This is a genomic window from Natronobacterium texcoconense (assembly GCF_900104065.1).
GTDB classification, from domain to species: Archaea; Halobacteriota; Halobacteria; order Halobacteriales; family Natrialbaceae; genus Natronobacterium; species Natronobacterium texcoconense.
This window is the reverse complement of record NZ_FNLC01000001.1, coordinates 1439816-1458395: the sequence shown is the minus strand read 5'-3', so window position 1 is coordinate 1458395 and position 18580 is coordinate 1439816. Positions and strand designations below refer to the sequence as shown.

20 protein-coding genes are annotated in these 18580 nt (G+C 64.2%); 9 read left to right on the top strand and 11 right to left on the bottom strand.

Annotation, left to right across the window (positions count from 1 at the left end):
* Nucleotides 1–199 precede the first annotated feature (199 nt).
* Together BLR35_RS07360 and BLR35_RS07355 are read left to right on the top strand one after the other, a co-directional pair.
* The gene (locus BLR35_RS07360; protein ID WP_090379517.1) at nucleotides 200–886 is read left to right on the top strand and encodes a PHP domain-containing protein; all 687 of its coding nucleotides are present in this window, start codon (nucleotides 200–202) and stop codon (nucleotides 884–886) included.
* On the top strand, nucleotides 883–2031 hold the full coding sequence (locus BLR35_RS07355) for an asparagine synthase C-terminal domain-containing protein (RefSeq protein WP_090379514.1): 1149 nt from the start codon (nucleotides 883–885) through the stop codon (nucleotides 2029–2031). Before BLR35_RS07360 ends, BLR35_RS07355 begins: the two co-directional genes overlap by 4 nt.
* A 124-nt stretch (nucleotides 2032–2155) precedes the next feature.
* Here BLR35_RS07355 and BLR35_RS07350 read toward each other — a convergent pair whose 3' ends face one another.
* From BLR35_RS07350 to BLR35_RS07340, 3 genes are all read right to left on the bottom strand, one after another.
* Nucleotides 2156–2347, bottom strand: a complete 192-nt coding sequence (locus BLR35_RS07350) for a DUF7333 family protein (protein WP_090379511.1) — start codon at nucleotides 2345–2347, stop codon at nucleotides 2156–2158.
* Nucleotides 2348–2422: 75 nt separating this feature from the next.
* Complete coding sequence (locus tag BLR35_RS07345) at nucleotides 2423–3193, bottom strand: hypothetical protein (RefSeq protein ID WP_090379507.1); 771 nt, start codon at nucleotides 3191–3193, stop codon at nucleotides 2423–2425.
* Between the two features lie 99 nt (nucleotides 3194–3292).
* Nucleotides 3293–4132 (bottom strand): aldo/keto reductase, encoded by an 840-nt coding sequence (locus BLR35_RS07340; protein WP_090379504.1) that lies wholly within the window; start codon nucleotides 4130–4132, stop codon nucleotides 3293–3295.
* Between the two features lie 316 nt (nucleotides 4133–4448).
* Here BLR35_RS07340 and BLR35_RS07335 point away from each other — a divergent pair, with 316 nt between their 5' ends.
* Nucleotides 4449–6593 carry a PQQ-dependent sugar dehydrogenase gene (locus BLR35_RS07335; protein WP_090379500.1) on the top strand — a complete coding sequence of 715 codons (2145 nt, stop codon included), beginning with the start codon at nucleotides 4449–4451 and terminating at the stop codon, nucleotides 6591–6593.
* Between the two features lie 23 nt (nucleotides 6594–6616).
* Here the strand turns inward: BLR35_RS07335 and BLR35_RS07330 are convergent, their stop codons facing one another.
* Both BLR35_RS07330 and BLR35_RS07325 read right to left on the bottom strand, forming a co-directional pair.
* Nucleotides 6617–8047, bottom strand: coding sequence for an amidase (locus BLR35_RS07330; RefSeq protein ID WP_090379497.1), 1431 nt, complete (start codon nucleotides 8045–8047; stop codon nucleotides 6617–6619).
* A 479-nt stretch (nucleotides 8048–8526) separates the two neighbouring features.
* Nucleotides 8527–9897: a geranylgeranyl reductase family protein gene (locus BLR35_RS07325; RefSeq protein ID WP_090379494.1), complete on the bottom strand. Its 1371-nt coding sequence runs from the start codon at nucleotides 9895–9897 to the stop codon at nucleotides 8527–8529.
* A 116-nt stretch (nucleotides 9898–10013) separates the two neighbouring features.
* On the opposite strand from BLR35_RS07325, the gene BLR35_RS07320 reads away from it, so the two are divergent.
* Genes BLR35_RS07320 through BLR35_RS07310 form a run of 3 tightly spaced genes read left to right on the top strand, consistent with a single transcriptional unit; the run spans nucleotide 10014 to nucleotide 11744 of the window.
* Nucleotides 10014–10277 (top strand): hypothetical protein, encoded by a 264-nt coding sequence (locus tag BLR35_RS07320; RefSeq protein WP_244510197.1) that lies wholly within the window; start codon nucleotides 10014–10016, stop codon nucleotides 10275–10277.
* A 55-nt stretch (nucleotides 10278–10332) separates the two neighbouring features.
* Nucleotides 10333–11241: an RsmB/NOP family class I SAM-dependent RNA methyltransferase gene (locus tag BLR35_RS07315; RefSeq protein WP_090379492.1), complete on the top strand. Its 909-nt coding sequence runs from the start codon at nucleotides 10333–10335 to the stop codon at nucleotides 11239–11241.
* Nucleotides 11238–11744 (top strand): DUF7122 family protein, encoded by a 507-nt coding sequence (locus BLR35_RS07310; protein WP_090379489.1) that lies wholly within the window; start codon nucleotides 11238–11240, stop codon nucleotides 11742–11744. The genes BLR35_RS07315 and BLR35_RS07310 overlap by 4 nt, the downstream gene beginning before the upstream one ends.
* Nucleotides 11745–11754: 10 nt before the next feature.
* Here BLR35_RS07310 and BLR35_RS07305 read toward each other — a convergent pair whose 3' ends face one another.
* The 5 genes from BLR35_RS07305 to BLR35_RS07285 all read right to left on the bottom strand — a co-directional run bounded on the left by BLR35_RS07305 (nucleotide 11755) and on the right by BLR35_RS07285 (nucleotide 15238).
* Nucleotides 11755–11937 carry a hypothetical protein gene (locus BLR35_RS07305; RefSeq protein ID WP_090379487.1) on the bottom strand — a complete coding sequence of 61 codons (183 nt, stop codon included), beginning with the start codon at nucleotides 11935–11937 and terminating at the stop codon, nucleotides 11755–11757.
* A gap of 59 nt (nucleotides 11938–11996) precedes the next feature.
* A complete protein-coding gene (locus BLR35_RS07300; RefSeq protein WP_090379484.1) occupies nucleotides 11997–12938 on the bottom strand; it encodes a VOC family protein in 942 nt (313 codons plus the stop codon).
* 57 nt (nucleotides 12939–12995) lie between these two features.
* On the bottom strand, nucleotides 12996–13250 hold the full coding sequence (locus tag BLR35_RS07295; RefSeq protein ID WP_090379481.1) for a glutathione S-transferase N-terminal domain-containing protein: 255 nt from the start codon (nucleotides 13248–13250) through the stop codon (nucleotides 12996–12998).
* Between the two features lie 61 nt (nucleotides 13251–13311).
* Entirely contained in the window at nucleotides 13312–14838 is a 1527-nt protein-coding gene (locus BLR35_RS07290) for a DUF790 family protein (protein ID WP_090379479.1), read from the bottom strand.
* Between the two features lie 43 nt (nucleotides 14839–14881).
* Nucleotides 14882–15238 carry a DUF555 domain-containing protein gene (locus BLR35_RS07285; RefSeq protein WP_090379786.1) on the bottom strand — a complete coding sequence of 119 codons (357 nt, stop codon included), beginning with the start codon at nucleotides 15236–15238 and terminating at the stop codon, nucleotides 14882–14884.
* A gap of 286 nt (nucleotides 15239–15524) precedes the next feature.
* Between BLR35_RS07285 and BLR35_RS20610 the strand changes: the two genes are divergently transcribed.
* The 3 genes from BLR35_RS20610 to BLR35_RS07275 all read left to right on the top strand — a co-directional run bounded on the left by BLR35_RS20610 (nucleotide 15525) and on the right by BLR35_RS07275 (nucleotide 17424).
* A complete protein-coding gene (locus tag BLR35_RS20610) occupies nucleotides 15525–15695 on the top strand; it encodes a hypothetical protein (protein ID WP_170830980.1) in 171 nt (56 codons plus the stop codon).
* 145 nt (nucleotides 15696–15840) lie between these two features.
* Nucleotides 15841–16572 (top strand): archaeal proteasome endopeptidase complex subunit beta, encoded by a 732-nt coding sequence (psmB, locus tag BLR35_RS07280; RefSeq protein WP_090379476.1) that lies wholly within the window; start codon nucleotides 15841–15843, stop codon nucleotides 16570–16572.
* Nucleotides 16573–16698: 126 nt separating this feature from the next.
* Nucleotides 16699–17424 (top strand): DUF4013 domain-containing protein, encoded by a 726-nt coding sequence (locus BLR35_RS07275; RefSeq protein WP_090379474.1) that lies wholly within the window; start codon nucleotides 16699–16701, stop codon nucleotides 17422–17424.
* 9 nt (nucleotides 17425–17433) lie between these two features.
* Here the strand turns inward: BLR35_RS07275 and BLR35_RS07270 are convergent, their stop codons facing one another.
* Nucleotides 17434–18576 (bottom strand): ABC transporter ATP-binding protein, encoded by a 1143-nt coding sequence (locus BLR35_RS07270; protein ID WP_090379471.1) that lies wholly within the window; start codon nucleotides 18574–18576, stop codon nucleotides 17434–17436.
* Nucleotides 18577–18580 lie beyond the last annotated feature (4 nt).

Here is an 18580-nt window from a genome sequence, read left to right as displayed (position 1 = left end):
GCGGGTTTCAGACGAACCCTTGTTGGGTTGAAGCTCCTCGTACCGGCACGCCTCTCGATGAGCGACCACCGTTTCAGACGAACCCTTGTTGGGTTGAAGCGATCGTGACGAACGATTCGAGATTCGAGACGCGAGCGGATTCGGAAAGACGCCTCTCACAATCGAGGTACTTTTGATCGAGCTACTCGAAACTCGAGGTGTGCTGTCGGTCGAACTTCACGCTCACTCGTCGCTGTCGTACGACGGTCGGGATCCGGTCGAGCTCATTCTCGAGCAGGCCGAGGCCGTCGGTCTCGATGCGATCGCGATAACCGATCACGACGAGATCGATGCCAGTCTCGAGGCCGCAGAACGCGCTCCGGAGTACGGTCTGGTCGGCATCCCGGGGATCGAAATCTCGAGCAAGGCAGGCCACATCCTCGGGCTGGGCGTCGAGGAGGCGGTCCCGCCGGGGTTGTCCTACGAGACGACGATCGAGGAGATCCACGCCCAGGGTGGGTTGGCGGTGATCCCCCATCCGTTCCAGGAGTCACGCCACGGCGTGATGGCTCGCATCTCGCGGGAAGAACTCACGAAAGGCGACGCGATCGAGGTCTACAACTCGCGGTTGTTGACCGGCCGAGCGAACCGGCAGGCGGAACGGTTCGCACAGTCGCGGAACCTGCCGATGACCGCCGGTAGCGACGCCCACATCAGCGAGATGGTCGGCCAGGCGGTCACCCGCGTCGACGCGGAGGAACGCTCCACGGACGCGATTCTCGAGGCAGTCCGTCAGGGGAAGACGTCCGTCGAGGGGAAGCGAACGCCGTGGCATATCAGCTTCCGGCAGTTCGCCGGCGGCGTTACGCGGCGGGTCAGAAGCGGCGTTCTGGGGCTGATGCAATGACGACGCTTCGTGGCGCCACCCCTGAACTGGTTCGTGACGCCCTCGAGCGAGCGGAGCCACTGCCGGGAGCGACAGGGTTTGCTGGCGAGGTCGACGGCCGACTCGTTCGCGACGTCCTCGGACGCGAGCCGCTGTTCTACGAAGGCACAGCGTCGGTGGATCGCTGGGCGTTCGAGCCGTCCACACTCGAGGAGCCCGTTCCGATGCCCGCGGGTTCCGTCCTCGAGGTGGCGGAGCTCGAGAACGGAACGGACGACCTGTCGATCCAGCAACGCTGGTCCTTGCCCGAACCCGACCCGGAATCGGATCACGACGCCGCACTCGAGGCGCTCGACGCTGCGATCGGGACGGCAATCGACGACGCCCGCTCGAGCGATCTCGAGGTCGCCGTCGCTTTCTCGGGCGGCGTCGACTCCGCACTGGTCGCCGAGTTACTCGACGCACCGCTGTACGTCGTCGGTTTTCCGGACAGCCACGACGTCGAGGCGGCGCGGACGGCTGCCGAGGCGATGGGTCGGAACCTGACCGTCGTCGAACTCGAGCCCGCCGACCTCGAGCGTGCGGTACCCGAAATCGCGCGGGCGACGGGCCGGACGAACGCGATGGACGTCCAGATCGCCCTGCCGCTGTATCTGGTCGGCGAACGCGTCGCCGCGGACGGGTTCGACGCGCTCGCGGTCGGACAGGGTGCGGACGAACTGTTCGGCGGCTACGAGAAGGTCGTCCGGCTCGATCACCGCGTCGAGGCGGAGACGACCCGCGGCGCCGTCCGCGAGCAGATTTCGAGTTTGTCGGACCAGCTTCCGCGAGACGTGCTGACGATCCGGGCGACAGGTCTCGAGCCGGTCGCACCGCTTCTCCACGACGCCGTCGTCGACGCGGCGCTCCGACTTCCGGACGATCTGCTTGCCGACGAGGAGACGCGAAAGCGTGGCTTCCGACGGGTTGCAACGCAATACCTGCCCGAAGAGGTCGCAGACCGCGACAAGAAGGCAGTCCAGTACGGCAGCCTCGTCGCCCGCGAACTCGACCGACTCGCACGCCAGGCGGGATACAAACGCCGGATGGACGACCACGTCTCGAAATATATCGCGTCGCTGCTCGAGGCTGAAGGCGACGACACCGAGAGTGACGGAGAACGCTGAATTAGCTTCGACAGACCGAATCCGCTGCTTCGGACGGCATCGTCACGGCCACGACCGCCGGAATTCGTGAAAAACGTCGACGAACTCTCGTGGGTGGTTCCGACGACCGATACTGACGACAGTTTCAGTTACTCGCGCGGTACTCTCCGTGTTTGACGCCGATCAGGAGCATGAGCAGGCCGAAGACGGCCATCGACGGCGTCACCATCATCAGGACGCTCTCGGTGAGCATCATTCCCGATGCGATCATGCCGACGGTACCGAGCGCGATCAGTGCGACGAACACGGCTGCGGTCGTTGGAAGGTCGAACTCCATACGTGACCGTTAGCAGACGGTCATCTTAGTAGATAGGAAATCGGAAGGCAGTTGATTAGCCTCGGAGAGAGGTGGTTACTCGGACGGACGCACCAGGTTCGCGAGTGCGACGACGACACCGAGGAACCAGCCAAGCGGGAACGAGATGCCGACCCACATTGCAGCGTAGGCTGCACCCTCGAGCTGGAAGTTCGCGCGGAGCCACTCGTTGATTCCGCCGACGAACAGGACGTTGTCGAGCACCCAGACCGCGAAGTCGTAGCTGGGCTCGAGGATGATCTCCTCGAGTTCCGGCGTGACGAGTGCTGCGACGACTGGCGGGAGGAAGAGCGCGGTCATCGCGAACGGATAAGCGAAGACGACGGTTACCAGACGGCCGCCGAACTTCTTGGCTGACGCGGCCAGCGCCGTCGACAGCGTCGCGACACCGCTTGCGGCGGCGACGGCCAGGAACGCGTCGAACGGGATGTCGAGCTGTTCCATCGTCGACATCGCCCACCAGGCGACGGTCAGCGCCCCCCAGACGACGAGTGAGAGTCCCGTGACGCCGACGATGCCGAGTCGGGTTCGCGTCGAGTCGAGTTTCGACGCGTAGTAGCGTGTCGCAAAGCCGATGACTGTGAGCGGATAGAGGACGAGAATGCCGAGCATACCGAAAATACTCCAGCCGCGGTAGCCGATCTTCTGTGGAAGCGTTTCGGGTTTCCATTTACCCATGACGGAGTGGCCGCGGCCACGCTGCCTGGGGAACACGAGTTCCATCCAGGCCCCGTGTAACCGACGTAAGTCGGCCTTGACCGCAGTAACGATCCCACCACCGCCACGTCTTCGAGAGTGGGTGGACATACCCAACCTACAATTCCGGCGTACCGTAAACTTTCCTTCTTTTTCAGATACGATAACAGGTCGGTGAACGAACGGTAACGGGATACTAACCCGCCGGATTCAGTTCCAGGGACCGAAGTCGGGATCGACCTGTCGACTCCGCTCGTCGATCGAGTCGATTCGCTCGAGGTCGTCGTCTTCGAGATCGAGCGCGAGCGACTCCCAGTTGTCCTGGATGTGTTCTGCGCCGGTCGCTTTCGGGATTGCGGCGACGCCGTTCTCGCGCAGCCAGGCGAGACTGACCTGTGCCTCGCTGACGTCGTGTTTGGACGCGACCTCCTGAATCTCCGGCTGGTCGAACACCGCGCCACGGGCAAGCGGCGAGTAAGCGACGACTGCGACGTCGTGTTCCTCGCAGGTCTTCCGGATCTCCTCCTGCGGGAGCAGTGGGTGGAGTTCGACCTGGTTGGCCACGATCGGCGCGTCACAGATGTCGATCGCCTCCTCGAGTTGTTCGGGCAGGAAGTTGCTCACGCCGACAGCCCCGATCAGACCCTCGTCGTACAGCCGGTCGAACGCCGAAAGGGTCTCCTCGGGGTCGTACGTGCGAGCAGGCCAGTGGACGTACAGCAGATCGACGGCGTCGACACCGAGTCGGTCGAGACTCTCGCGAGCGGTCTCGAGTACGTCGTCGTGTGCGAGATTCGAGATCCAGACCTTGGTCGCCAGGAAGACGTCCTCGCGGTCGACGTCGGCGCGTTCGATCCCCTCGCCGACGGCGGCCTCGTTGTCGTAGGCCTGGGCGGTGTCGACGTGTCTGTATCCCATCTCGAGGGCGGTTTGGACGCTTTTGGCACACTGTTCGGCGTCGTCGTTTTGCCACGTTCCGAGTCCGAGCATCGGAACGTCGTGTACGGTCGGACAGGCGTCCGGCGAGAGTTCGTCGACGTCGGTTTCCATGTTCGAACGGTGGAAACGCTCGAAAAAAGGAGTTTGGGTTGCGGGAATTCACGAGGAGCGACGAACGCCGGGACGACCGTTGACGAGTCCGCTCGAGAGACGGTCGGCGACTGGTTCAAAGACGATATTACTCGTAGGACCGATTCGGTTATCGGCTGTAGTCGCCCGGTTTCGGTCCGCCGTTGTGGTCGCCGGACGGTTGTCGTTCCGTCGTGAATACGAGGCGTTGTGTGGCTGCCGGTGGTGGAAAACCGACGCTGTAACGCGTAACGGAGGTCGCGGTCTTTGTAACGACTGTCCGAACGGAGGACGGAGCATGAGCGAACAAGACGAACCGGGGGCCGAGTGGACAGGGTCACCGACACACGAAGAACCGAACGCAAACCGAACACGACGATACCTCGCGGGACAGTCGCGGCGGCGCTTCCTCCAGACTGCGGCACTTACCGGTGCGGTCGCTGGATTCAGTGTCACCGTGACGGGCCAACTAGACACGGAGATAGAACTCGGCGGGCGCAGCGACGCCTGGATCGGCCAGTCACCCGAAGAGATCGAAGACGAGGAAAACCCCACGCTGACGCTCGAGGAGGGCGAGACCTACGAGGTCACCTGGGAGAATCTGGACGGCGTCGGTCACAACTTCGTAATCATCGACGACGAGGGCGATCATCTGGTCGAGACCGAGATTATAACCGGTGAAGGCGAGACCCAGTCGCTCGAGTTCGAGGCCGAAGCGGAGATGGCCGAGTACTACTGTGGACCCCACCCCCAGACGATGCGTGGGGACATCGAGATTGGGGAGCCGGAGGAACCCGAGGAAGAAGTCGAGGAGGAACCCGAACGCTACTTCCCGGAGGGACCGACGGTCGGGGTCGATCCCGTCGCGGAGGGGCTGATCGCGCCGACGGACTTCGAGGATCCGCCGGGAGCGGAGTACCAGCTCGTCGCCGACCAGACGGGGGAAATCTACGCAATCGACGACGGCGGCCGCGAGGAAGAGCCGTGGCTCGATATCAGCGACCGAATGGTCGCGGTCGCCGAGGACTTCTACGGTGACGACTACGCGGACCCCGACCAGGACTACGACGAACGCGGTCTGGTCGGCATCGAGTCTCACCCCGAGTACGAGGAGAACGGCCGATTCTATCTCAACTACAGCGCGCCGCCGGTCGAGGAGATGCCCGACGACTGGTCACACGTGCAGGTGATCTCCGAGTTCCAGGTCGACGAGAACGGAGACCCCGACCCGGACTCCGAGCGTCGGATCATCGAGTTCTACATGCCCCAGTACAACCACAACTCCGGACCGATGGCGTTTGGCCCGGACGGGTACTTCTACGTCCCGATGGGCGACGGTGGCGGCGCGGACGACCGAATGGACGGCCACGTCGACGACTGGTACGACGAGAACGAGGGTGGAAACGGCCAGGACACGACCGAGAATCTGCTGGGTGGCGTCCTTCGGATCGACGTCGACGAGGATCCGACGGAACACCCGGCACGCGGATCGTTTATCCATCTCGACATGGACGAAGACGCTGCCGCCATCGAGGACGACGAAGGGTACGCCATCCCCGACGACAACCCCTTCGCCGAGGGCCAGGAACTCGAGGGCGAGGGACTCGAGGAGTACTACGCCTGGGGGCTGCGCAACCCGTTCGGTATCACGTTCAGCGAAGAGGGCCGGTTGATCGTCGGCGATCCCGGACAGGTCCTGTTCGAGCCGGCTTACGAGATCCAGCGAGGCGGCAACTACGGCTGGAACGTCCGCGAGGGATCACACTGTTTCAGCACGGAGACACCCGCGACGCCGCCGGAGGAGTGTCCGCTCGAGACGCCGGACGACGTCCGCGGTGGCGAGCCACTGATCGATCCCGTGGTCGAGTATCCGCAGGTCTACGAGGGCGAACCCGTCGGTATCGTCATCGTCGGCGGCCACACCTACGAGGCCGACGAAATCGAGGAACTCGAGGGGAAGTACATCTTCGGCGACTGGACGGACGACCAGGGACGGATGCAGCCCCGCGGTCGCGTCTTCGCCGCGGAACCGGAGGACGTCCCCGACGTGTCGGAAGAGCGTGGGGAGTTCGGCAGTCGACCGCGTGAAGACCTCTGGGAGATGGAGGAAGTCCTGTTCGACGGCGGTGAGGACGGCAACCTCGGTCACTTCGTCCGGCAGTTCGGCCGCGGCCAGGACGGTGAAGTGTACGTCCTCGCGAACCAGGTCGGTATCCCCGAAGGCGACACCGGCGTCGTCTTCCAACTCGTGCCCGAAGGAGAGGGGGTCGACCTCGAGGAACCAGACGTAGACGAACCGGAAGAGCCGGAAAACGACGTTGCACCGGACGACGAAGACGACGAACCGGAAGAACCGGAAAACGACGTCGCGCCCGACGACGAGGACGAGCCCGAAGAGCCGGAAAACGACGTCGCACCGGACGACGAAGACGACGAAGAATAGCAACCGTCAACCGGAACCGGGACTCAGGCCTCGTCGTACAGCCAGTCCCACGGCCGTTCGCGCTCGAGGGCTGCGCTTGCGGCGAGTACCGTCTCGTCCTCGAACCGTCGACCGACCAGTTGCAGGCCGACGGGGTGGCCACGGTCCGTCAGGCCCGCTGGTGCGGAGGCGACTGGATGTCCCGTCCAGTTGAACGGCCAGGTCAGCGTCCAGTTCCAGGCGTCGATCCCAGGATCCTCGTGCAAGCCGACGTCGACGTACGAGAGCGTCGGCGCTACGAGCACGTCGTACTCCTCGAGGACGTCCTGAACCGCGTCGAAGACGGCCGTCCGAACGATCTCGGTTCGTGCGAGGTCGCTCGGATCGTACTGTGTGCCGGCCTCGATCATCGCGAGCAGGCTGTCGGACACCGCATCCGAATGCGCTCGCAGGTCGATGCCCTGGCTCTCCTCGAGAATCGTCGCGGTCCCGAGCATCGCCGTCGTGAACGTCGGCGTGACGGCCTCCTGTAACTCCGCCATCTCGTAGCCGTGGTCGACCGACACCTCGTCGACCGTCGCGCCGGCAGCCTCGAACGCGGCCACGGCGTCGTCGACGACCGTCCGAACCTCGTCGTCGATCGAGAAGACCTCGAGATCGGGACTGTACGCGACCTCGAGATCCGACACCGGGCGGTCGACTGCCTCGAGTGGCTCGAGATCGACTGGAACGCTCCGCGGATCTGCAGCGTCTGGTCCCATCATCACCGACAGCAACAGCGCGGCGTCCTCGACGGTACGGGCCATCGGTCCCTTCGTAACGTGGTGAGTCGATCGGCCGAACGCACTCGGACGATCGTCGTCGGGCACCAGTCCGAACGTCGGTTTGAACCCGTAGACGCCACAGGCCGCGGCCGGGATGCGAAGCGACCCGCCGGCGTCGCTGCCCGTCGCGAGTGGCGTCATGTTGGCGGCGAGGGCTGCAGCGGAGCCACCCGAGGAGCCACCGGCGTTCAGATCGGTGTCGATGGGCGACGCCGTCGGGCCGACGACCTCGTTGTCCGTCGTTCCCTTGTGGCCGAACTCCGGCGTGTTCGTCTTCCCGATCACGATCGCGCCGGCCTCCTCGAGGCGCTCGACCGTCACCGCCGTCCGTTCGGCGACGTAGTCCGAAAACAGCGCGGAGCCGAACGTGTGCCGGACGCCCTCCTTCAGGTAGCCCAGGTCCTTCAGCGCCACCGGGACGCCGTGGAGCAGGCCGACGTCCTCGCCGTTCTCGAGCGCGCGATCGGCCTCGGCTGCGGCTTCCCGTGCTTCGTCGGTACAGACCGTGACGAAGGCGTTGATCTCGTCGTCGCGGTCCTCGATCCGCTCGAGGAAGGCCTCGACCGCTTCGGTCGCGGTCACGTCACCGTTGTGGATTCTGTCGGCGAGTTCTGTCGCTGAGAGTTGCGTGAGAGTCGTCCTCGATGACATATTTGTACAATCCGCGACCGGAGAGATGTGACCTCCTCCTCGCCGTAAACGGAGAGGGATCGAAGATCCCTCAGGCAGTCGGGCTATGCCCGACGACGGCGAGGCTTCCCACGGTACCGCACCGCTGGGTTGGGATATTTGCTGGTTTACGACCTGTCAGAATGACGGCCGATGGCGGGGCCACACCGCCGTTACTCCTATCCCGGCATGGGACTCAGAGTTATCTTGTGACCGAGACACCACAGCGGTTCGAGAGGGTGTCTCGAACGTTCTGGGCCTCAGAGTCCCGATATTGTGCATTTGGATGGGCGATGTGATCGCCTCGGTGTACATTATACTACGCCATGATTCCACTTAAATATCCGGATTGCTGCCGATCTGTAGGCTGTGTCATCGTTGTCGGATTCACGCCCGTCCTGAAGGACGGGATTCTCTCCTTGAAGAAAGATAGGTTCGGTCGGTTCGGCGCTCGTGGCTCGTCAGTACTTCGGATCTGCACCCGTGATCTCGTAGAGCTGATCCATGACGGCGTCGCGTTCGGCTTTCCAGGCCTCGAACCCGTCGGGACCGGACGGGTAGCTGTCGTAGACGTCCTTGAGCGATCCGGCTGTCTCCTGGACCTTGTAGAGTTCGTAGAGGACGTCCCAGTGGCCGAAGGTCTTGACGAGCGTTTTGAGTTTCAGTCCGAGTCCCATCTCGGCGGTTCCTTTCTTGCCGATAGCGTCGACGAGTTGCTGGCCGGGGATGGCAGTGATGACGGAGACGAGTTCGTCCAGTTCGTGGGCTGTCCCGAAGATGTTGTAACAGTCCATCGCGGCGAACCGCTTCCCGAAGCCGGTCTGGACGCGTTCGTTGTACTCCCACAGTGCCGCCTCGCTCACGTCGCCGTCGTCGATCGCCTCGGCCGCGATCTCGGCCGCCCAGTGGCCGGCCTTCGCAGCGCCGGGAATGCCACCGCCCGTACAGGGATTGACCTGGGCCGCGGCGTCGCCGACCGCCACGAATCCGGGGTGGACCGCCGAGTCGAGCGGCCGTCGCGTCGGCAGCGCCGCCCCGAGTTTGTTCTTCACCGTCGCGTCTTCGAACTCCGCGCGGTTTTCGACGCCGTCTTTCAGCACGTCGACGAGTTCGATCGGCTCTTCGGTCATCTGGAAGCCCAGGCCGACGTTGATCTCGGTCGCCGACCGCGGGAAGTACCAGAGGTAACCCAGTTCTGCAGTCGGTTTGAACACCAGCGCGTCCGACCAGTCGACGGGTTCCGGCACCTCGAGTACTTCGCGGTAGGCCGAACAGAACTGCGAATAGTTGATGTTAGTGTCGAACGTCGACGCCGTGAAATCCGTCTTGTCCTGCAGGACCGACAGCGCGCCGGCGGCGTCGACGACGACCTCGGCCTCGTACTCGACGGGGTCGCCGTCACGGACCGCTTTCACGCCCTCGACGCGTCCGTTCGGCTGGATTACGTCGTTGACCACGGTGTCGTAATGGATCTCTGCACCAGCACGTTCGGTTTCCTCGAGCAGCACCTGGCCGTACTCCCAGCGGTCGACGACTGCGCCCGTCTGGTCGAACGGAATCTCGAGTGACTCGCCGGTCTGGGGGTTCTCGAAGATACCGCGCGTGATCGACTGGTTCGTGAACGTCTCCTCTTTGAGTCGGTCGCGGTCGATCACGTCCGGGAACGTGCTCTTGCCCTTGATCCCGTCCCCGCAGGCGATGTGTCCGGCCTGCTGTTCGTCCTTGCGCTCGAGCAAGACGACGTCGAGCCCTTCCCTGGCGGCGGTCGCAGCGGCGAAACAGCCGGCAGTGCCGCCGCCGACGACAACCATGTCGCGAGTATCGGTCTGCATCTCTATTCGGCCGGAACGAAACCGGGAATAAAAAATTCGTGGGAAGTGTTTTGACGCCGATAGGACGACGAAAACTCGTCAACGTTTATATCAGTCTTCGGCCAACTTCCACGAATATGGTCCTCGATACGGAGACTGACGGGGGAACGGCCTCCCCGATGAGTCAGGACGAACAGTACGCGGTCGTCTACGCCGCAGTCACGGACGCGCTCTACGACGTGCTCGGAACGATTGCCCTGCTCGGATTTGCGTTGCTGTTCGTCTATCTCGGCGCGCGTGGACTCGTCGAGGGATTCGCGGAGGCTGGCGTCCTCTTCCTCGTTTTCGGACTCGTCGTCGCGGCCTGGGCGCTCGATATCGTTCCGACGGTTCGCGACTAACCGAACGAAACGGGCTTCGAAACCCACAAACGCAGGCCCCCCGAATCGCGTACCGATGGAGCCACTCGAGCGGTATCGACCGATCGTCGACGACTTCGAGGCGTTTCTGGCGGCTTGCGAGCGGCCGCTCGGCAACGCCGTCCGCGTGAACACGATCAAGGCCTCGGTCGAGCGGGCGACCGCCGCGCTCGAGGAAGAGGGCGTCGCGTACGACCAGGCCGACTGGAATCCGCGAGTGTTGCGTCTCGAGACGGACTCGCCGGGCTCGACGTGGGCGTCGTTCCACGGCTTTACCCACGGGCAGGAGGAGGTCTCGGCCGTCCCGCCGGTCGTTCTCGATCCTCAGCCCGGCGAGCGGGTCTGGGACTGCTGTGCCGCGCCGGGCGGGAAGGCGACCCAACTTGCGGCGCTGATGGACGACGAGGGGACGGTCGTCGCGAACGACAGCAACCTCGGGCGTATCTCGGCGCTGCGCTTTAACGCCGAACGCCTGGGAGCGACGAGTCTCGCGGTGACGAACGACGACGCACGGAACTACTCGCTGTCCCGGTTCTCGTTCGACGAGTTCGACCGCGTACTCGTCGACGCCCCCTGTTCCTGCGAGGGCACGATCCGGAAGAACCCCGATGCGCTCGACAACTGGTCGGAAGACCACATCGCCTCGGTGTCGGGCATCCAGAAGGGAATCTTGCGGCGGGCAATCCAGGCAACCCGCGAGGGCGGCACCGTCGTCTACTCGACCTGTACGTTCGCTCCCGAGGAGAACGAAGCGGTCGTCCAGCACGCCCTCGAGAGCGAGGACTGTCGCGTCGTCGACTTCGACCTGGGCATGGAGTACGCGCCCGGCCTCACCGAGTGGGACGGCCAGCAGTTCGACGAGACGCTCGAGCGAGCAGCCAGGATCTACCCGCACCACAACGACACGGGTGGCTTTTTCGTGGCGAAACTGGAGGTGACAGCATGAGCGGGGGAAACGACGGCCAGCGATTCGATCGCCTTCCCGAAACGCCCGACGAGCGAACCGTCGAGGGACGGGTCAGCCGCGAGGAGGTGCTCGACTACTTCGAGGACCGCTTTGCCATCCCGCCGGAGACGTTCGACGACCACACCTTCTGGGAGAAAGGCGCCGGCAAGATCTGGATCTACGGCGGCGAGGCCCCCACGCCGATCGAGATCGAGGCGATGGGGATGACCTGTCTGCGGACGCGCCAGGAACACTGGAAGCCGACGACGGACTTCGTCCAGCGGTTCGGCCGCCACGCCGAGACGTGCGTGATCGAACTCGAGCGCGAGGAAGCGCGCGCGTTCGCTTCGGGCGAGGACCAGGAACTCGAGTGGGACGGCGACTGGGGGTACCTGATCGCCAGCCACCGGGTTGCAGATTCCCTCGAGCCGCTCGGCATCGGCCTCTACGTCCACGGCGAGTTGCGATCGATGGTCCCGAAGGGCCGCCAGCGAGACCTGTAGTTCCGCGGCGCTACTTGGCGAGTTCCTCCTCCGGATGGTTTCCGAGATCGACCGATCGGTAGACCTGCGACCGCAGATCGGACGCTTCTTCTTCCGTGAGGAGGTCGTCTTCCTCGAGCGTATCGATCAGGGTAGCGATCGCATCACAGAGCAGTTCCGGTCGGTCGAACCGCGGAACGTCGTCGCTGTCCATACGCGGCCGAGTGCCTCGATCGTATTCAGCGGACGGCGTGCAAACGCGTGGCCGATACGCTACTTCGATCCGCCGGTAGATTCGAGCGGCGGCAACCCCGTCTCGATCGACTCGCGTCGGTCCTCGAGCCACTCGGGGAGGACGAGTTTTTCGCCGAGACTCTCGAGGGGTTCGTCGACGGTGTAACCCGGCGACTTGGTCGCGAACTCGAAGAGGACGCCAGCGTACTCGCGGACGTAGATCGACTCGAACCACTTCCGGTCGATGACCTCCGTCGGCCGGAGTCCGCGGTCGATCAGGAACTGCCGCCAGTCGTCCTGATCCTCGCGCTGGATTCGGTAGGCGACGTGGTGGACGGTGCCGGCTCCGGGAAGTCCGCGGGGTGCCTGTGGCTCCTCGCGAACGTCGATGACGTAGCCGAGATCGCCGTCCGTCTCGTAGCGTCGGCAGTTCTCGTTCCGGTTCGTCTCCCGGTACCCCATCTCTCGTAGCAGGTCCGTGGTCGGATCGACGCCGGTCAGCGAGAGCGTCACGCCGAAAAAGCCCCGAATGGCGTGGGCCGTCGGGACCGGACTCTCCGGCAGGTTCGCGGGCGGCGCGTCGGGTCGTGCGACCAGCTCGAGTGGCAGTCCGTCCGGATCGGTAAACGGGAGGACGGGGTCGCCGAACCGTTCGGTCGGCTCGCCTGGCTCCGCGCCCGCGTCCGCGAGCCGGTCGCGCCAGTACTCGAGCGACTCCGCGGGAACGAGAAACGAGACGGTACTGACCTGGCCGGTTCCGACCCGTCCCGGCTGTGCGTCGCTGTAGGGGAAAAACGTCATACTGGTCCCCGGAGTCCCCTCGTGGTCGGCGTAGAACAGGTGATACACCGACGTATCGTCCTGGTTGACGCTGCGTTTGACGAGTCGCAGGCCGAGCGTCTCGGTATAGAACTCGTGGGTTCGGTTCGGATCGCTGGCGATGGCGGTGACGTGGTGGATACCGGGCGTCTGCTGGGGCATATTGGACGTATGACGGCGAGGGGGTTAACGGTTCGAGGGGGCGCACCTCGGGGAGCGTCAGCCGTAGTGGTTCTCGAGGTAGTCGACGATCTCCTCGCTCTCGTACAGTGACTCCTCGCGGTCGGTGTCGACGAGAAACGGTATCGCATCTTCGCCGCCGATCTCGGTCATCTCCCGGTGGGTGTGTTCGTTGAGGACGTCGCCGCCCGGAAGTCGTGGGTTATGGACGACGTAGGAGACCCCGAGTTCGCTCAGTTTCTCGCGGACCTCGGTGCTGTGTGGACAGCTCTCGGCCTGGTACAGTTCGAGCACAGGAGCAGTTCGCGACGACCGTCCGTAAGCGTTCGACAGGCACTCGAAGACACGACCGCTGCTACGACTGCTCGCGCACCGTCCCGCCGCCCAGCCCCTCCCACTCGACGCGGTAGTCGAGCCGCGAGAGCAGGGCACTCGCGTCCGAGATGCCATGTTCCTCGAGTACCGACTCGGCCTCGGCGAGGGCCATGCCGGGCTCGATCCGTTCCAGGAGCGACTCGAGCACCTCCGGCCGGACGAGCGTCCGACCGACGCGTTCGTGCTCTGGGAACTCCGTTTCCTCGAGAGCCTTCACGCCGACGCCGTGGCGGTCGGCGAGCGACTCGAGATCGATCACGTCCTCCGCCGGAACTAGCTCGTCGGGGAGGTCGGCTGCGCTCGCCGCGACGAGCTCCTCTTCATACTCCCGGAGGACGTCGACGACGTCCTTGACTCGTACCGTGTCGGTGTAGGGAATCGCCCGGTGGTCCCGGGCCGCGATCTCCTCGCCGACGCCCAGCGACTCGTCGACGGCGACGACCAGTTCGACGTCCTCTAGTCCCTCGAGTTGCGAGAGCTTCTTCTGGACGTACTCGGGCGTCCAGAAGCCCATGATCTCGAAGTAAACGCGGAAGTCAGTGTGTGCGTACTCGAACGCGAAGTCGGGAATCATCACCCGCGTCCCCGTCTCGAGCGGTTCGGGTTCGCGAACGAGGTTCCAGTCTCCGTCGAGATCGACGAACCGGGCGGCAAAATCGGACTCGACGCCGCTGTCGAAGCTAACCTCCGTGACGGGGTCGGCGTCGGGGACCCTGATCGGGTCGTCGCTCGAGAGTGCGAGCGTGCGTTCGGTTCCCCGGTCGTCGATCGTCGCCTCGAGGCCCCACGTCTCGGCGCCGGCGATCGTTCGCAGGAGCCGGGCGAAGCGGGTCCCGTACCGCCGCGTCGCCCGGAAGAGGTGCGTGGGACCGGTGACGATCACCTCGCGATCGCTCGCGCCGTCTCTCGGCGCGTCCGGTCGCTTGCGGATCTCGTACATGAGACGCAGGCGCTTGATCGCCGACACCAGCGCCTTCGGGTCGCTCGAGCGCACCCGGACCTCGGTCGCGTCGAACAGGGCTGTCTGAGCCAGCGAGAGGTTGTACTGAGCGAGCAGTCCGTCGGGGTCCCACGGCGGATCGACGGTCGCGAGACGTTGCCGCTCCTCGAGGTCGGCGTACAGCGCCTCCGCGACTTCGTCGGGCGGGCGACCGACTCGGTCACCCGCACGAGAGAGCGCCGCCTCTCGCTCGCGTTCGGTGACGACGACGACGTCCTCGGCGGCCTCGAAAGCGGCACGACGCGCTCGTTCGGGATCAACCGAGGCGTCGGTCTCGAACGTCGCCTCACGTTCGAGGAGGGCGGCGAGCCCGCGAACGAGTTTGAAGTCGTCGCTCTCGCGCTCGAGGTCTGCCAGCGCGTCCTCGAGGTCACCCCGGGGTTCCCCGACGTGGCCCTGAAACGACCCGATGACGCGCGCGGCGAGCGGACGGTGTTTCCGCCTGGCGAACTGCGGGTGGTAGCCGCCGCCCGCCCGCGAGACGCGAAGCAACTCCTTGCGAAGCATCGCTCGAGACTCGAGGCGGCAACGTCAAAAGTCGTCCGCCAGTCTAGTTCTCTTCGTCGCCCGTCTCAATGACTTCGACCACGCTCAGGGGAACGTCCCGCAGCGCGCCGCCGACCTCGCTCTTTGCGATTCGGGAGGCGTGTTCCTCGCCGTCGGCGTTGAAGACCTCCATCTCGAGTGCGAGGCCGACGAGCGCGGTGTCGGCCGCGATGAACGCGGAGTCGAACGGTTCGCCACAGGCCGGACAGCCCGTCGCGCCGACCTCGACTTCGACGTAGTCCATATCTTCGCTGTTGAGTCGCTTTCCGGCTTCGCTGACGGCGACGCCGATTGCGTCGTCGATCTCTTCGACGTCACGAACGAGCCACGCGGCTTCCATCGCGACGAGATAGTTGCTCATATGGTGTGGTCGTTCCGGGGGGTTTCCTGCTTTGCGGTTCGTGCTCGCCGTGCGCGGCGACGACGCGCACGCGAACCCGATCATCCGCATAAGTTACGAGAATTCCGCCCGTCGATTGCAGCCTACTTAGTCGGATGTCGACTGCAGTCCATCTCGAGTTGTCCGATCTACAACCGTAGTTGAATCGCACGACTGCGGCGACGTGGTTCGGCATTAACAATGATGATAAAAACTGTTCTTCAGGAAAGCTTATATACTCCCTCCGTCTGGACCACGCTGAACGCCGATGATATCCCGCGTGTACCACGCGACCATGTTCGCCCTGTATCAGCTGTGTATCGTGGCCGGTATCCTCGCGATGCCGGTTGCGATCGCCGCCCGGCAAGCCGGGGTTACGCTGCCGATCCACCGGCTACTCAGCAACGTCGAGGACGCGTACGAGGCTACCCAGCCCTGAACTACGTAACTGTGAAGACGAGACCGTTCTCCGAAAGTCACCCGCCGAGTCGCTTCGCCCGCCGTCGACGCGGCCGATCACGAAAGCGGAAACCTCGGTGGTGACCGCCGGGGTTTTATATCCTTCCGGGCGTACCCTTCGGGCAATGCGTACGCCCACACACGACTCGGACTTTTCCCGCACGGTCGATCAGTTGGCCGACAACCCCAACCCCTACGAGCCCGAGGTCGGCTCGCTCCCCCAGAACGACCTGACGGCTGCCGATCTCGACAACGTCAACAAGACCGGAACGACGACGATCGGCATCACGACCGAGGACGGCGTCGTCATCGCGACGGACATGCGCGCCAGCCTCGGCGGTCGGTTCGTCTCGAACAAGAACGTCCAGAAGGTCGAACAGATCCACCCGACCGGCGCGCTGACGCTCGTCGGCAGCGTCGGCGGCGCACAGTCGTTCATCGCGACGCTGCGAGCCGAGGTCAACCTCTATGAATCCCGCCGCGGTGAGGACATGAGCATCGAGGCGCTGGCGAACCTCGCCGGCAACTTCGCTCGCGGCGGCCCGTTCTTCGCCATCCACCCGATCCTGGGCGGCGTCGACGACGAGGGCAGCCACGTCTTCAGCATCGACCCCGCAGGCGGCGTCATGGAAGACGACTACACCGTCACCGGCTCGGGCATGCAACTCGCCTACGGGCACCTCGAGCAGGCCTACGAGGACGACCTCACGAACGACGAGGCGACGACGGTCGCCGCCCGCGCGATCAAGTCCGCCGCCGAACGCGACACCGGCTCGGGCAACGGTGTCTTCCTCTGTGAGATCACCGACGAAGGCGTCGACATCCACGGCCACCACGACTTCGACGAAGTCGTCTAGACGACCGATCGAAGCGTTCCTCCTTCGCTCTGACCCGTACTATCTAGTCCCGGGCTAACCCGACTCGATCACTCGGGACGAGCCGGGATTGTAATCGTTATACGACGGAGTTCCCAGTATCCGATAATGGCGCTGCTCGTCGAAGAGGGGGTTCGGTATCCGTTCCGGGGCGATCGGTGGATGGATCTGCTTGCAGTCGGGGGAATTTTAGGTATCGCGACGTCGATCGCGTTTCAACTCGCCAACGCAGCGTATCCGTCCACACTCTCGCTTGCGTTCGTCGGGGTCACGACGATACCGCTTCTCGCGTTACTCGGCTATCTCTACAGGGTATTCGAGACGACCGTCGACGGCGACGACGTTCCGCCGCGGTTTCGACCGGTCGCGGATCTGTTTCGAGGCGGCTGTCGGCTGTTTGCAGTCTCGGTCGGCTACGCCATTGGGCCGTTCCTCGTCGTCGCCGTAACGGTCGGCGGACTCGCACAAGTGCCGCTCTCGGCTGAATCGGCCGGATTCATCGGCTCGTTGCTGTTCTTCGGTGCGTCCACGACCGTCCTCCTGCTGGTCATCAGTTTCGGCTACGCCTTCCCCGTTACAGTCGGCCGACTCGTGACTCCGACACGCCTCGAGGGGTGGCTACAGTGGCCGATACTCGGTCACGGCGGCTACTTCACGGCCTGGATGTTTGCGGCACTGTTCGTCGTGCCGGGCTGGGCGTTCCTGCTTACTGCGATCTCGAGTCCAACGCCGTTCGGCGTGGTCGCCGCGTTCGTAACCTTTTACGCACACGTCGTCGGGACGCGGCTGATCGCGAGGGGGTATCGAAAAGCGAAAAGAGACGTTACTCGATAGCGAACCGGATCACATCGGTGGCTCTGCCATCGTCTGGGTGTCCAGCGTCCGATTACGGAGTGCACGGCCTGACTCCCGGTCGAACACGTGAATCGCGTCTTCCGGGAGTCGGGCGACGATCGACTGCCCGCGTTCGACGTGCTGGAACCCATCGATGGTCGCGACGAACGTCTCCTCGCGCTCGGCGTCGAATGCGAGATAGACGTTGTTCTCGTCACCCATCGGCTCGACGACGTCGACGACCGTCTCGTAACTGTGTGCGCCCTCGTGATCGGACTGCACCTCGACGTCTTCCGGTCGAATACCGAGGACGAGGTCGTCGTTGTCGTCGAGTTCGGCAGCCGTCTCCGCCGACAGGTCGTATTCGAACTCGTCGTGAACGAGTCGGTCTCCGTCCCGTGTCACGTCGAAGAAGTTCATCGACGGTTCGCCGATGAAGCCGGCGACGAACAGGTTCGCTGGCTCGTGGTAACACTCGAGTGGCGTCCCGACTTGCTGGAGCTGACCGTCGTTCAGGATGGCGATCTTGTCGGCCATCGTCATCGCCTCGGTCTGGTCGTGCGTGACGTAGATCGTCGCCACGTCGAGTTCCTCTTGGAGCCGCTGGAGCTCCGTCCGCATCTGCGCCCGGAGCTTCGCGTCGAGGTTCGACAGCGGCTCGTCCAGCAAGAACACCTCGGGATCGCGAACGATCGCACGACCGAGCGCGACGCGCTGTTGCTGGCCGCCCGATAGCTCGTCGGGTTTCCGATCGAGAAGGTCGTCGATCCCGAGCATCTCGGCCGCCGATTCGACCGTCTCCGCGATCTCGTCGTCGGGCATCTCTGTCGATTCCTCGAGCCCGAAGGACATGTTCTCCCGGACGGTCATGTGCGGGTACAGCGCGTAGGACTGGAACACCATCGCGATGTCCCGATCCTTCGGCTTCGTCTCGTTGACGACCGTTCCGCCGAGGCGGATCTCGCCGTCGCTGACGGTCTCCAGTCCCGCGACCATCCGAAGCGTGGTCGATTTACCACAGCCGGACGGCCCGACGAGTACGAGGAACTCGCCGTCGTCGATCTCGAGCGAGACGTCTTCGACGGCGGTGATCTCGTTGCCGTCGTTCTCTACGAACACTTTCGTTACGTTGTCGAGTTGTAGGTCTGCCATTGTG

What these genes read in the sequence shown, in the direction of transcription:
- BLR35_RS07355 (WP_090379514.1), top strand. Translation starts at nt 883, where the DNA reads ATGACGACGCTTCGTGGCGCCACCCCTGAACTGGTTCGTGACGCCCTC.
- BLR35_RS07350 (WP_090379511.1), bottom strand. Translation starts at nt 2,347, where the DNA reads ATGGAGTTCGACCTTCCAACGACCGCAGCCGTGTTCGTCGCACTGATC.
- BLR35_RS07345 (WP_090379507.1), bottom strand. Translation starts at nt 3,193, where the DNA reads ATGTCCACCCACTCTCGAAGACGTGGCGGTGGTGGGATCGTTACTGCG.
- BLR35_RS07340 (WP_090379504.1), bottom strand. Translation starts at nt 4,132, where the DNA reads ATGGAAACCGACGTCGACGAACTCTCGCCGGACGCCTGTCCGACCGTA.
- BLR35_RS07335 (WP_090379500.1), top strand. Translation starts at nt 4,449, where the DNA reads ATGAGCGAACAAGACGAACCGGGGGCCGAGTGGACAGGGTCACCGACA.
- BLR35_RS07330 (WP_090379497.1), bottom strand. Translation starts at nt 8,047, where the DNA reads ATGTCATCGAGGACGACTCTCACGCAACTCTCAGCGACAGAACTCGCC.
- BLR35_RS07325 (WP_090379494.1), bottom strand. Translation starts at nt 9,897, where the DNA reads ATGCAGACCGATACTCGCGACATGGTTGTCGTCGGCGGCGGCACTGCC.
- BLR35_RS07320 (WP_244510197.1), top strand. Translation starts at nt 10,014, where the DNA reads ATGGTCCTCGATACGGAGACTGACGGGGGAACGGCCTCCCCGATGAGT.
- BLR35_RS07315 (WP_090379492.1), top strand. Translation starts at nt 10,333, where the DNA reads ATGGAGCCACTCGAGCGGTATCGACCGATCGTCGACGACTTCGAGGCG.
- BLR35_RS07310 (WP_090379489.1), top strand. Translation starts at nt 11,238, where the DNA reads ATGAGCGGGGGAAACGACGGCCAGCGATTCGATCGCCTTCCCGAAACG.
- BLR35_RS07305 (WP_090379487.1), bottom strand. Translation starts at nt 11,937, where the DNA reads ATGGACAGCGACGACGTTCCGCGGTTCGACCGACCGGAACTGCTCTGT.
- BLR35_RS07300 (WP_090379484.1), bottom strand. Translation starts at nt 12,938, where the DNA reads ATGCCCCAGCAGACGCCCGGTATCCACCACGTCACCGCCATCGCCAGC.
- BLR35_RS07290 (WP_090379479.1), bottom strand. Translation starts at nt 14,838, where the DNA reads ATGCTTCGCAAGGAGTTGCTTCGCGTCTCGCGGGCGGGCGGCGGCTAC.
- BLR35_RS07285 (WP_090379786.1), bottom strand. Translation starts at nt 15,238, where the DNA reads ATGAGCAACTATCTCGTCGCGATGGAAGCCGCGTGGCTCGTTCGTGAC.
- BLR35_RS20610 (WP_170830980.1), top strand. Translation starts at nt 15,525, where the DNA reads ATGATATCCCGCGTGTACCACGCGACCATGTTCGCCCTGTATCAGCTG.
- psmB (WP_090379476.1), top strand. Translation starts at nt 15,841, where the DNA reads ATGCGTACGCCCACACACGACTCGGACTTTTCCCGCACGGTCGATCAG.
- BLR35_RS07275 (WP_090379474.1), top strand. Translation starts at nt 16,699, where the DNA reads ATGGCGCTGCTCGTCGAAGAGGGGGTTCGGTATCCGTTCCGGGGCGAT.
- BLR35_RS07270 (WP_090379471.1), bottom strand. Translation starts at nt 18,576, where the DNA reads ATGGCAGACCTACAACTCGACAACGTAACGAAAGTGTTCGTAGAGAAC.